Source organism: Neisseria sp. 27098_8_158 (genome assembly GCF_041433145.1).
In the GTDB taxonomy this organism is placed as follows: Bacteria; Pseudomonadota; Gammaproteobacteria; order Burkholderiales; family Neisseriaceae; genus Neisseria; species Neisseria subflava_E.
Genome location: NZ_JAPWAZ010000001.1, coordinates 515,638 through 527,842 on the forward strand (window position 1 = coordinate 515,638; position 12,205 = coordinate 527,842).

A 12,205-nucleotide genomic window follows, 5' to 3' on the forward strand; every position below is an offset into this window, starting at 1 on the left:
ACCTTAAGGCCGTCTGAAACCATAAATTCTGTTTTATTGCTTGTTGTCTGAAATCTATTCGCGGTATGAAAAAAAATTGCTGCTCCGCTACCATCATTCCCGTATAGACGGAAATCCAAACTTAAATCTTTCAGCACTCTTTACAGCAGAACATTTCAACTTTTGAATTTCTGCCTGTATGGGAATGACGACAGCAGAGCAGCATGTTTTCCAAACGGCCGGCTCTCTCTCTCGCATACTGCACTAGGCCGTCGAAAAACGAAAACTTAATTTATTCATTGTTTTCAAACGGCATTTCGAGATGGGGTGGGCTGGCGGCCCACCCTGCTGTTACGCGTATTAGCGGTTTTCAATCTCCACGAATGCCAAATCTTCAGGGCCTGTGTAGTTTGCGCTCGGACGGATGATTTTGCCGTCTTTGCGTTGCTCGAGAACGTGTGCGCTCCAACCGGTTGTACGGGAAATTACGAACAGCGGTGTGAACATAGCGGTCGGTACGCCCAATTTTTGGTAGGAAACGGCGGAGAACCAGTCCAGATTCGGGAACATTTTTTTCTCTTCCCACATCACGCTCTCCAAGCGTTCGGCAATGTCAAAGAGGCGCATATCGCCGGTTTCTTTGCTCAAACCGCGTGCCACTTCTTTAATGACAACGTTGCGAGGGTCGGAAATGGTGTACACCGGATGACCGAAACCGATCACGATTTCTTTGCGGCCGATGCGTTCGCGGATGTCTGCTTCGGCTTCGTCGGCATTGCGGTAGCGTTTTTGAATATCGTAAGCCACCTCGTTCGCACCGCCGTGTTTCGGACCTTTCAACGCGCCGATTGCACCGGTAATGCTGGAGTACATATCAGAGCCTGTACCGGCAATCACGCGGGCAGTGAAGGTAGAAGCGTTGAACTCGTGTTCGGCATACAGAATCAGTGAAACGTGCATGGCTTTGATGTGTGATTCGCTTGGGCGTTTGCCGTGCAACAGGTGCAGGAAATGACCGCCGATGGTCTCTTCGTCGCTTTCAACTTCAATGCGTTTGCCGTTGTGCGAATATTGATACCAGTACAGCAGGAGGCTGCCGAGGCTGGCAATCAGTTTGTCGGCGATGTCGCGCGCTTCACTTTCCGGATGGCTTTCACGTTCAGGATGAACGCAGCCCAGCATGGATACGCCGGTACGCATCACATCCATCGGATGGGTATGTGCAGGCAGGCTTTCCAAAACTTTAATCACACGGATAGGCAGGCCGCGCATGGATTTGAGCTTGGTTTTATAAGCGGCCAGCTCGAATTTGTTGGGCAGATGACCGTGAATCAGCAGGTGGGCAACTTCTTCAAACTCGCATTTTTGTGCCAAATCCAAGATGTCGTAACCGCGATAGCTCAAATCGTTGCCGGTACGGCCAACGGTACACAATTCGGTATTACCGGCCGCAACGCCAGAAAGCGCAACGGATTTTTTAGGTTTGAAAGTCGGGGTTTGAGTAGTTTCAGTCATGGTATTTCTCCTTTGTATTTTTGTGGGTTTTATTTTTCAGACGGCCGATGCGGATTTGTTGAAAGGCCGTCTGAAAGCGGTTACTTATTTTTGAAACAATTTATCCAGTTTTTGCTCGAAGGCATGATAGTTCAGATGCTCGTACAGCTCGGCACGGGTTTGCATACTGTCAACCACTGCGGCCTGAGTTCCATCGCGCATAATCGCTTCATAAACATTCAGAGCGGCTTTGCTTGCTGCGCGGAATGACGACAGTGGATACAGCACCAGTGACACGCCGTTTTCAGCCAGCTCGCTTTGGGTATAAAGCGGAGTGGAACCAAACTCGGTAATGTTGGCCAATACAGGTACTTTCACTGCATCTGCAAATTGGCGGTACATTTTCAAATCGGTCATGGCTTCAGGGAAAATCATGTCCGCACCGGCTTCGACACAAGCCTGAGCGCGTTCGATAGCGGCATCCAAACCTTCTACCGCCAGCGCATCGGTACGCGCCATAATCACAAAGTTCTCATCAACGCGGGCATCTACGGCAGCTTTGATACGGTCGACCATTTCATCTTTAGAAACGATGGCTTTGTTCGGACGGTGGCCGCAGCGTTTTTGCGCTACCTGATCTTCGATGTGAACCGCTGCAACACCAGCGCGTTCAAAGTTGCGAATGGTACGGGCAATATTGAATGCACCGCCCCAACCCACATCGATGTCCACCAGCAGAGGCGTATCCACGTTGTCCGTAATGCGTCGTGCGTCAATCAGCACGTCTTCCATTGTGGTAATACCCAAATCAGGGATACCGCAAGAGCAGGCTGCCACGCCGCCGCCAGACAGATAAATCGCCTTGAAACCGCTTTGGGTGGCCAATCGTGCAAAGTAAGCATTGACGCAACCGACTACGGCAAGAGGATTCGATTCTTTCACGGCTTGACGGAAACGCGCTCCGGCAGAGTGTTGGCTCATCATATTTCTCCTTTATAGACTTTTTTCAGTATTAATCGGACGGTCCAGTTTTTTACAACTTGAAATGAACCGTTTAAAAAGAAACAATCGTTCTAAAAACTGTTTTCAGACGGCCTGTAAAATTTCAATCATCAACTATCTGAAAATTTAAAATCAATAAATACAAATAGTTATCAAAACTAATAAATACAATAAGGCTGAAGCGAAGGTATACGTTTTTTAATTTTTATTAATTAGTATATGAATGCTGTTGGGGATACAGATATTTTAAAACCCGAAGCGTTTGTAGGAATACGGAAACTGGATTCGGGTTGAGAGCCTTCAGACCGTCGGGACTGCCAATAAGCTGGCGGCGACGGGAGCGGCAGAGACGGGAGAAAATCTATAACAAGAGAGAGTGGTTTGATACAGATTCATGATGATGTTCCTTTGTAGTGCGATGTAGTTTTTATTTATGGAAACAAATTTAAAAAATAAAACCGGTCTTGTCAAACACTTTTTTCAAAAAAATTATAAAAAATTCAGTTATTAATAAACGATTTTTTTGCAACAAATGTAAAAAACGGACAGGCTGTACCACATCAAACCCTTGTGTGGCCTAGCTTCTGTCCGTTTTGTGTTTTTGGCTGATAGTCAGAATAATTGTAAACAATCTGTCTAAAAATAATTTATAATTGATTCATTTATAAAGAACTTTTAAAGATGCCATCTGAAAAAATTAAAATTTTTGCCTTTAAATTTTCAGACGGCCTTTGCATGATGACTACTCTGCACTAAATGCCGTCTGAAAAGTCTGTTTGCCAATGGTAATGTCGGCAGTGTAATCATGGCGGCCTTCGACGCAAAACGGCAAGCGGATTTGCGCAGCCTGCCAACTTTGCGGCGATTGTTGCGTCAGGTTGTAGCGGTTGAAACCCATGTCCATGTTTTTCATACTGAAACTGATACTGACCGCGCCCGTATTCTTCGGCACATTCTCCACCACAATATCAAACGGCTCGTGTGTATTGATGGAAGTCGCACGCACTTTTGAACCGTCAGGCAGGACGCAGCCTTGTGTCAGACTACATTCGACTACATTCGCTTTTGTCTGTTGCCGCTGCCACCAATCCAAAAGCAGCAGTTTGGCCGCTGCAAACACAATCAGTAAAACAGCGGCAATCAGTAGTTTTTGATTTTTTCTCATTTCAGACGGCCTCAATGTCATTATCGATCAAAACAGCATGCACACCCATGCTCTGCCACTGTTCACGATAAATGGAAACCATACTTTCCGGAGCAGCCGCAATCAACGGCATAGCCACGCCTTGCGCCAAAATATCGACAACTTGCTTGGCTACCGCTTCATTCGCTACTTTCCAAACGACAGCATCGGCATTTTGCACCTGCTGCCATTGTTCGGCATTTTCAATGATTGGCCACACGCTGGGCGCTTCTATCGGTTTGCCTTGTTGCCAATCGGCAAAATTCAACAATACGGCAGATGCGGTTTGATGCTGAGCCGACTGATACGGCACAACATGATATTCGCCCATGCTGTTTTGACCGCTCAAGCCGCTTTTCAGACGGCCTTGAAGCTGGCGCGGAATGGATAGGGAACGTAATAATGCGCTATTGGCAGGCAACATCGGCGTAACAGTAAAATCCCCTGCCTTTTGCCATGCCCATTTCTGCCCTTCCCTCGATTGGATTTCTCCCGCCCATTGGTCGGCTTCCACCCATAAAAAATGCAGGCGTACATGTGCGTGTTCGTAGGAATGGACTTTGGTCAGCCACGGCGTAGCGGCAAGGATACGGATACCGAGTTCTTCTTCAAACTCGCGTTGCAAGGCTTGAAAATCGCTTTCGCCTGCCTCAACCTTGCCTCCGGCAAATTCCCAATAGCCGGCATACGGTTTTCCTTCGGGGCGGGAACTGAGCAGGTAGCGGCCGTTTTGGTCGAGCAAAATTCCGGCAACCACTTGCACCAATGGACGTGTGTCTTCAGTCATCATGAGCTTATTCTTATATGCGGCAGGCGGCGACACCTGCCGATTTATGCGTAAAAAAACGATGTCGGGCTTATACGCCCGACCTTCAATAAATACCAAACCCTTCAGGCCGTCTGAAAAAGATGCTTTATTTCAGAATACTTAAATCCGGCCTTATTTTTCCGCAATGACAAAAGCCATGACGGTATCTTCTTCATCGCTCATACTGAGATGGCAGCTTCGGATACCCTGTTCCTCCAGCCATTTAGTCAAAGCCGGTGCAAAAAACAATTCAGGTTTGCCCAGTGCATCATGCCCGACACCGATATTGCGGAAAGACACCACGCCGCGTATGCCCGTCCCGACGGCTTTGGCAAAAGCCTCTTTGGCGGCAAAGCGTTTGGCAAGATAGTTGACCGGTTTGCCTGCCTGCGGAAACTCCAACAGCTCTTCTGGGCTGAGAATGCGTTGCGCAAATGCCAGTCCGAATTTTTTGTTCAGGCGGATAATGCGTTTGAGGGAAACAATGTCTGTACCAATTCCGTAAATCATGGGTCTGCTCCTTGTTTAAATAGTCAGGCCGTCTGAAAGTGTGGATACCGGCCAAAGCCAATTGCCTTAGTCGGTATGACTGATGCCGTTAAGGCAGCATTCTGGCTCTGAACATGATTTCCTTCATTTGGCGGACAGCTTCTGGCAAGCCGAGGAAGAGTGCTTGGGAAATCAGCGAATGGCCAATGTTCAACTCACGGATGGCCAGAATTTGAGCAATCGGCGTAACGTTGTGAATGGTTAGGCCGTGTCCGGCGTTGACGATCAAGCCCAAATCGCTGGCGTAATGCGCACCGTTTTGAATGCGCTCGAATTGTTTCATCTGCTCGGCGTGACTGTGCGCATCGGCATACGCACCGGTGTGCAACTCGATAACGGGCGCGCCGACATCATAAGCGGCTTGGATTTGCGCGTTGTCGGCATCGATAAACAAGGACACGCGGATGCCTGCGTCGGTCAGGATTTTGGTGAACTTGGCCACTTTATCCTGTTGCGCCAATACGTCCAAACCGCCCTCGGTGGTTACTTCTTGGCGTTTTTCAGGCACGATGCACACATCTTCCGGCATGACGTTGAGCGCGTTTTCCAGCATTTCTTCCGTCAGCGCCATTTCCAAATTCAGGCGCGTGCGGATAGCGTTTTTAACGGCGAACACGTCCGCATCTTTAATATGGCGGCGGTCTTCACGCAAGTGCATGGTAATTAAATCTGCGCCGTGGGTTTCTGCAATCAGCGCCGCCTCAACAGGGCTGGGATAAATCGTACCGCGCGCATTGCGGACGGTGGCAATATGGTCGATGTTTACGCCTAACAACATAATAATGTCCTTTCTTTAAAGTTTCAGACGGCCTGAGCCTGCTCATATTCACAGGCCGTCTGAAAAATTCAACTGCCCAAACCAAACTGCTGCAACTGCTGCAAAACCTGCCGAGACTTGATGCCCTCGGGCAGAAGATTGTCAATCAAAAGCCGCGTTACTTTCAAAGCCTGCCCCAGACTTTCCTGATGAACGAAACTGCCTTCCCTCAAACCGATTAACGTCGCACCCGATACGGCAACGCCTTTATTGAGCGCGTGAAAGCGGTCGGCCTCGGCCAAGGGTACCACAGCCTCCTCCGGCGTGAGCCAATACGTTTCTTCGCCGTTGATTTCCTTACCGTTGCCGTCATGGAACAAATCGGGGGCAAAGCCCAAGCGTATCAGCAGCGTCCATTCAAAACGGCGCAATGCGGCAATATGGTTGGCCTCGCAGCAAATGGTTTTCATGGTTTCCGCTAAAACATCGTAAAGCTCGGGCAACGGGTCTTCGCGGACGGTCAACTTCAGCATCAACTCGTTCACATACAATCCGCTGAACAAAGCCCTGCCCTGCGGCTGCGGCCAGCCGCCTATCCATTCGGCGCGATGCAGGGTCTTCAACTCTTGCGAACCATACCAAGACGCGCTTACCGGCACAAACGGCACCAACACGCCGCGCAATTCGCTCTGCCGTTTGCGTGCGCTTCTGGCCAATAAAGCCACACGCCCATAACGGCGGCTGAAGGCCTCCACCCACAAGCTGCTCTCGCGCCAAGGGGCGGAAGCAAGCAGAAAGATAGGTTCGTGGTTGATGCGGTTTGGTTGCGCCATAAGGGTTTGGAAAGATAAAGATTGTGTCGATTATAACGGAAAATCGACACAAAAGGCCGTCTGAAAGGCCTGCTTCTGTAAACAACGCCTGAAAACCTTTATAATCCGTTTTCAATAATTTTCCGATTTTGTTGACTTTATGCCGAAATTCCAGCTCAAATCCACGCTTTCCATACTTTCTCTCGCCCTGTTATCCGCCTGCTCCTTGGTGAAATACCAACCCGTTGCCGGTATTGATGCAGTCGATTTTAAGCAAGGCTACCGCTTTGAAACCAGCAAACTCCAGCGGGAAGACGATGACGATACCTTGATTGTCATCATGTTTTCAGGCGGAGGAACACGTGCGGCGGCGTTGGGTTACGGCGTTTTAGAACAGCTCAATCAGCAGCAGGTAACCATCGGCGGTAAGAGAAAATCCTTGCTGGCCAACGTCGATGTCGTCGTCGGCGTATCCGGCGGCTCGGTTTTGGCCGCCTATTTCGCATTGAAAGGCGAAGACACTATCCCATTGTTTTACAAACGCTTCCTGCATCAAAACTTCCAACGCCAAGTCGTCAAACAGGCATTCTCCATGTCCAATCTGCCCCGACTGGCCTCACCTGAATACGGACGCGGCGATCTGTTGCAGGAGCAGTTTGAAAACTACCTTTTCGGCAAAACCACTTTCCGCGATTTGGAAAAAAATGCCAAGGGCCCGTTTGCCATCATTTCCGCCACCGATATGGGTATAGGCGAGCGTTTCAATTTCACGCAGGAATATTTCGACCCGATGTGTATCGACTTGGGCGACTTGCGACTTGCCCGCGCCGTCGCAGCTTCAAGCTCCGTGCCTATGGTATTTGCACCGATCACCCTAAACAACAACGGCGGACGCTGCAACTACACGCCGCCGATCAAAATCGAAGATGCAGACGACAGCGAAACAGGCAGACAACAAAGCCGCACCATAAAAGAATTTTACGAGCGCTTCCAAAAATACGCAGACGGGAAAAACCGACCCTACATCCACCTGATAGACGGCGGCCTGACCGACAATCTGGGTATGCGCAGCCTTTTGGATATGACGGAAATGTACCCGGAAAAAATCCTGACAAACAAAATCCTGCAAAACAACATCCGCCATATCGTCGTCATCAACGTCAATGCGCAAAACCAAGTCAGTAGCAATTTGGACAAAACCGCGGCCGTTCCTGGTTTCCGCGACGTTGTCTCCTCTATCGTCAATATCCCCATTGACCAAAACTCGCAAGAATCCCTGCGCCGTTTCCGTGCCTTCGTCGATCAGTGGAATAAAGACAAACAAACCGACGGCATCAGCTTCTCCTTCGTCAGCCTCAACCTCAAAGACCTCCCTCCTTCCGAGTTAAGGGAAAAAGTATTGAACATTCCGACTAGTTTTTATCTGCCGCCGGAAGACGTGGACAATCTGCGTACCGCCGCTGCCGAACTAATGAAGCAATCGTTGGACTACCGCAACCTGCTGACAGAATTTGCAGCGCACCACAATCCTGACGCCATCTTTGCCGAACCGCCGCCGGACGCTAAAGATTTCAAACCGTTAAACGAAAAAGAAACACAGAAACAATCTGTTCCATAAAGTATTGCTCTGTTAAAATAGACAAATAGATTTCAACCCCTTCAGACGGCCTCAGAGATAAAGGCCGTCTGAAAAAAATATCAAAAATAGAATAAAACCATGACCGAAAAAACCACGCCTATCGTTACCGATATTGACCGCCCTATTCTCGTTCCGCCCGGCGGCCACAAAAAAGTCCTGCTGCATTCCTGCTGCGCCCCATGTTCCGGCGAAGTGATGGAAGCCATGCTTGCCAGCGGCATCGACTACACCATTTATTTTTACAACCCCAATATCCATCCGCACAAAGAATATATGTTGCGCAAAGAAGAAAATATGCGCTTTGCGGACAAATTCGGCATCCCTTTTGTCGATAAAGACGACGACTACGAAAACGACCGCAAAGAATGGTTTGCCAAAGCCAAAGGCATGGAATTTGAACCTGAACGCGGTATCCGCTGCACCATGTGTTTCGATATGCGTTTTGAAAAAGCGGCACAATATGCCCATGAAAACGGCTTTCATGTTTTCACCAGCTCACTGGGCATTTCACGCTGGAAAGACATGAAACAGATCAACGGCTGCGGCCATCGCGCTGCCGAGCCGTACGATGACTTGGTTTATTGGGATTTCAACTGGCGCAAAGGCGGTGGCAGCGCACGCATGATTGAAATCAGCAAGCGCGAGCATTTCTACCAACAAGAATACTGCGGTTGCGCCTACTCCCTGCGCGACTCCAATGCCCACCGCAAATCGCAAGGCCGCATCCCCATCAAGCTGGGCGTATTGTATTACGGTGATGAATCCACTCAATACGAGCCTCAAGCCGAAAACAAAATCATTGTTGAGAAATAAATATCAAAGGCCGTCTGAAACATTCAGACGGCCTTTGTTCAAATCAGACGATTAACGGCGGCGGAATTTGCCGTGATCAAAATCATCAAATGCCTGATAAGCAGCTTGGCATTGAATTTTTTGCTCGGCATAAGGCAAACCGCGGAACGCTTTTGCCGCTTTACGGTTTTCCCTCAACTCGGCCTTGTTGCCTTTATAGCGATACCAAGCAGCACGGCGCTCAAAGTATCTCTTACAAGCGGGATGCAATTTGTTTTTCTTCGCTGGCTGGTGTTTGCTCACATGATGGCCATACGGTTTGGCCGCCGCTTCGGCAGAATAAGTACCCAAGCTCAATACGGCAACCGCCGCCAGTGCGGAACCTAAATTTTTCAACATTAACATGATTCGCCTCCTAAATAGTTTTTCCATTATATGTTTCGCCAGGGCACCGGCAAAACGCCCATTTTTTACATGACAAAAATGTGGTTAATTACTACATCATACTACTTGCTTTGCAAAATTTAACACTCCTTCCATTTAGACGAAACCTGAATATAAATTTCTTTATTTCATAAGCCTCTAGCCAATGTCTGGCCAAATGTGATGCAAACGCAAAATAATGCCAAATCGCCACAAAGCCACATAAAATCTAGTTTAAGCCTCCCATCCCCTAATCCACACCCCGAAAAAAGCGCATTGTCAAGTCTAGTTAAACAAAGAAAAATACATTATATTGTGCCGTTCAAAGCAATCACATACCGTATCTTGTGTTTTTTAATGGGAAGACTGAACAATGAATGCAGCAACGAATATTAAAGTAACCAAACGCGACGGACGCTTGGAAGATATCAATTTAGACAAAATCCACCGTGTTGTTACTTGGGCGGCAGAAGGCTTACAAAACGTCTCCGTATCGCAAGTCGAGCTCAAATCTCATATTCAGTTTTACAACGGTATCCGTACCGACGATATCCATGAAACCATCATCAAGGCCGCGGCCGACCTAATCTCACAAGATACGCCCGATTATCAATATCTGGCTGCCCGCCTCGCCATTTTCCATCTGCGTAAAATCGCTTATGGCGAATTCGAGCCGCCTCACCTCTACGATCACGTTAAAAAACTGACCGAAGCAGGCAAATATGACCGCCACATCATCGCAGATTACAGCCGCGAAGAATTCGACGAGCTGAATGCCTATATCGACCACAGCCGCGACATGACCTTCTCTTATGCTGCCGTAAAACAGCTGGAAGGCAAATATCTGGTTCAAAACCGCGTTACCCGCCAAATTTATGAAACACCTCAGTTCTTATATATTTTGGTGGCCATGTGTCTCTTCAGCAAATATCCGAAAGAGACCCGTTTGGATTACGTCAAACGCTTTTACGACGCCGTTTCCACATTTAAAGTATCGCTGCCTACGCCTATCATGAGCGGCGTGCGTACGCCTACCCGTCAATTCTCAAGCTGCGTGTTGATTGAATGCGACGACAGCCTCGACTCCATCAACGCCACCACCAGCGCGATTGTGAAATACGTTTCCCAACGCGCAGGCATCGGCATCAATGCCGGCCGTATCCGTGGCTTGGGCAGTGAAATCCGTGGCGGCGAAGCGCAACACACCGGCTGTATCCCATTCTTCAAAATGTTCCAAGCGGCCGTTAAATCCTGCTCACAAGGCGGCGTACGCGGCGGAGCGGCAACCTTGTTCTACCCATTGTGGCACATCGAAGCCGAAAGCCTGTTGGTATTGAAAAACAACCGTGGCGTAGAAGACAACCGTATCCGCCAACTGGACTACGGCGTGCAAATCAACCGCCTGCTGTATACCCGTTTGATTAAAGGCGGCAACATTACCCTGTTCTCGCCGAATGAAGTTCCGGGTTTATATGATGCCTTCTTCGCCGACCAAGACGAATTCGAGCGCCTCTACACTCAATACGAGCAAGACCCAAACATCCGCAAACGCACTTTGCCGGCAACAGAATTGTTCTCCACCCTGATGCAGGAGCGCGCCGGTACCGGTCGTATCTACATCCAAAACGTTGACCACTGCAACACGCACAGCCCGTTTGATCCGCGCGTTGCGCCTGTTCATCAGTCCAACTTGTGCATGGAAATCGCCCTGCCGACCAAACCTTTGGACAACATCAACGACCCGAACGGCGAAATCGCCTTGTGTACCTTATCCGCCTTCAACTTGGGCGCATTGAACAACTTGGACGAACTGGAAGAGCTTGCCGATTTGACCGTACGCGCACTTGATGCTCTGTTGGATTATCAAGACTATCCGGTTGCAGCCGCACGCACCGCAACCATGAACCGCCGCACACTCGGCATCGGCGTCATCAACTACGCCTACTATCTGGCGAAAAACGGCGTACGTTACAGCGACGATTCAGCCCTCGGCCTGACCCACCGCACCTTTGAAGCCATGCAGTATTACCTGCTCAAAGCATCGGTAAGCCTTGCCAAAGAATACGGCGCATGCCCGCTATTCAGCCAAACCGTTTATTCGCAAGGCAAACTGCCTATCGATACCTACAAAAAAGACTTGGATGCCGTGTGCAGCGAGCCTTTGCACTACAACTGGGAAAGCCTGCGCGCCGACATCGTCAAATACGGCCTGCGCAACTCTACCCTGACCGCACTCATGCCGTCTGAAACCAGTTCGCAAATTGCCAACGCCACCAACGGCATCGAGCCTCCTCGCGGCCTGGTCAGCGTTAAAGCATCAAAAGACGGTATTTTGAAACAAGTCGTACCGGAATTTGAAACCCTGAAAGATGCCTACGAAACCCTGTGGCAGCTTCCCGGCAACGAAGGCTACCTGAAACTCGTCGGCGTAATGCAAAAATTCGTCGATCAATCGATTTCCGCCAATACCGCCTACGACCCGAACAAATTTGAAGGCAGCAAAGTTTCCATGAAACAAATGCTCAAAGACCTGCTGACCGCCTATAAATACGGTGTCAAAACCCTGTACTACCACAACACCCGCGACGGCGCGGATGATACACAAGCTGATATTCAGGATGACGGCTGTGCTGGTGGGGCTTGCAAGATTTAAGGACCTGGATTTTTATTAACAGAACTTCTTCAAGAAGTCTGTAATTAAAGTTTAGGCTTCTTGGGGAGGATATTCTTCATTATAAGCATATGAGTTTTATGGATATTCCTTCGA

The 12,205-nt window shown here is 49.0% G+C and carries 11 protein-coding genes; 3 read left to right on the top strand and 8 right to left on the bottom strand.

Annotation, left to right across the window (positions count from 1 at the left end; translation table 11 throughout):
- Positions 1 to 339: 339 nt before the first annotated feature.
- From prpC to recO, 7 genes are all read right to left on the bottom strand, one after another.
- Positions 340 to 1,494 carry a 2-methylcitrate synthase gene (gene prpC, locus O3681_RS02500; protein WP_063075771.1) on the bottom strand — a complete coding sequence of 385 codons (1,155 nt, stop codon included), beginning with the start codon at positions 1,492 to 1,494 and terminating at the stop codon, positions 340 to 342.
- 84 nt (positions 1,495 to 1,578) lie between these two features.
- On the bottom strand, positions 1,579 to 2,454 hold the full coding sequence (gene prpB / locus O3681_RS02505; RefSeq protein ID WP_039862334.1) for a methylisocitrate lyase: 876 nt from the start codon (positions 2,452 to 2,454) through the stop codon (positions 1,579 to 1,581).
- Positions 2,455 to 3,217: 763 nt separating this feature from the next.
- On the bottom strand, positions 3,218 to 3,640 hold the full coding sequence (locus O3681_RS02510; protein ID WP_107723294.1) for a hypothetical protein: 423 nt from the start codon (positions 3,638 to 3,640) through the stop codon (positions 3,218 to 3,220).
- Between the two features lies 1 nt (position 3,641).
- Positions 3,642 to 4,445 carry an NUDIX domain-containing protein gene (locus O3681_RS02515; RefSeq protein WP_308881247.1) on the bottom strand — a complete coding sequence of 268 codons (804 nt, stop codon included), beginning with the start codon at positions 4,443 to 4,445 and terminating at the stop codon, positions 3,642 to 3,644.
- 153 nt (positions 4,446 to 4,598) lie between these two features.
- A complete protein-coding gene (acpS, locus tag O3681_RS02520; protein WP_003686416.1) occupies positions 4,599 to 4,976 on the bottom strand; it encodes a holo-ACP synthase in 378 nt (125 codons plus the stop codon).
- An 88-nt stretch (positions 4,977 to 5,064) separates the two neighbouring features.
- Complete coding sequence (pdxJ, locus tag O3681_RS02525; protein WP_371459203.1) at positions 5,065 to 5,793, bottom strand: pyridoxine 5'-phosphate synthase; 729 nt, start codon at positions 5,791 to 5,793, stop codon at positions 5,065 to 5,067.
- A 68-nt stretch (positions 5,794 to 5,861) separates the two neighbouring features.
- Entirely contained in the window at positions 5,862 to 6,605 is a 744-nt protein-coding gene (gene recO / locus O3681_RS02530; RefSeq protein ID WP_371459204.1) for a DNA repair protein RecO, read from the bottom strand.
- A gap of 139 nt (positions 6,606 to 6,744) precedes the next feature.
- On the opposite strand from recO, the gene O3681_RS02535 reads away from it, so the two are divergent.
- Positions 6,745 to 8,202 carry a patatin-like phospholipase family protein gene (locus O3681_RS02535; protein WP_371459205.1) on the top strand — a complete coding sequence of 486 codons (1,458 nt, stop codon included), beginning with the start codon at positions 6,745 to 6,747 and terminating at the stop codon, positions 8,200 to 8,202.
- A gap of 99 nt (positions 8,203 to 8,301) precedes the next feature.
- Positions 8,302 to 9,036, top strand: a complete 735-nt coding sequence (locus tag O3681_RS02540; protein ID WP_101756277.1) for an epoxyqueuosine reductase QueH — start codon at positions 8,302 to 8,304, stop codon at positions 9,034 to 9,036.
- A 51-nt stretch (positions 9,037 to 9,087) separates the two neighbouring features.
- Here O3681_RS02540 and O3681_RS02545 read toward each other — a convergent pair whose 3' ends face one another.
- Positions 9,088 to 9,420, bottom strand: coding sequence for a stress response protein (locus O3681_RS02545; protein ID WP_107737144.1), 333 nt, complete (start codon positions 9,418 to 9,420; stop codon positions 9,088 to 9,090).
- 391 nt (positions 9,421 to 9,811) lie between these two features.
- Between O3681_RS02545 and nrdA the strand changes: the two genes are divergently transcribed.
- Positions 9,812 to 12,091: a class 1a ribonucleoside-diphosphate reductase subunit alpha gene (gene nrdA, locus O3681_RS02550; RefSeq protein WP_371459206.1), complete on the top strand. Its 2,280-nt coding sequence runs from the start codon at positions 9,812 to 9,814 to the stop codon at positions 12,089 to 12,091.
- The last annotated feature ends 114 nt before the right edge of the window (positions 12,092 to 12,205 follow it).

Bases quoted from the DNA above. Each gene is read 5' to 3' on its own strand.
- prpC (WP_063075771.1), bottom strand. From the start codon at position 1,494: ATGACTGAAACTACTCAAACCCCGACTTTCAAACCTAAAAAATCCGTT.
- prpB (WP_039862334.1), bottom strand. From the start codon at position 2,454: ATGAGCCAACACTCTGCCGGAGCGCGTTTCCGTCAAGCCGTGAAAGAA.
- O3681_RS02510 (WP_107723294.1), bottom strand. From the start codon at position 3,640: ATGAGAAAAAATCAAAAACTACTGATTGCCGCTGTTTTACTGATTGTG.
- O3681_RS02515 (WP_308881247.1), bottom strand. From the start codon at position 4,445: ATGACTGAAGACACACGTCCATTGGTGCAAGTGGTTGCCGGAATTTTG.
- acpS (WP_003686416.1), bottom strand. From the start codon at position 4,976: ATGATTTACGGAATTGGTACAGACATTGTTTCCCTCAAACGCATTATC.
- pdxJ (WP_371459203.1), bottom strand. From the start codon at position 5,793: ATGTTGTTAGGCGTAAACATCGACCATATTGCCACCGTCCGCAATGCG.
- recO (WP_371459204.1), bottom strand. From the start codon at position 6,605: ATGGCGCAACCAAACCGCATCAACCACGAACCTATCTTTCTGCTTGCT.
- O3681_RS02535 (WP_371459205.1), top strand. From the start codon at position 6,745: ATGCCGAAATTCCAGCTCAAATCCACGCTTTCCATACTTTCTCTCGCC.
- O3681_RS02540 (WP_101756277.1), top strand. From the start codon at position 8,302: ATGACCGAAAAAACCACGCCTATCGTTACCGATATTGACCGCCCTATT.
- O3681_RS02545 (WP_107737144.1), bottom strand. From the start codon at position 9,420: ATGTTAATGTTGAAAAATTTAGGTTCCGCACTGGCGGCGGTTGCCGTA.
- nrdA (WP_371459206.1), top strand. From the start codon at position 9,812: ATGAATGCAGCAACGAATATTAAAGTAACCAAACGCGACGGACGCTTG.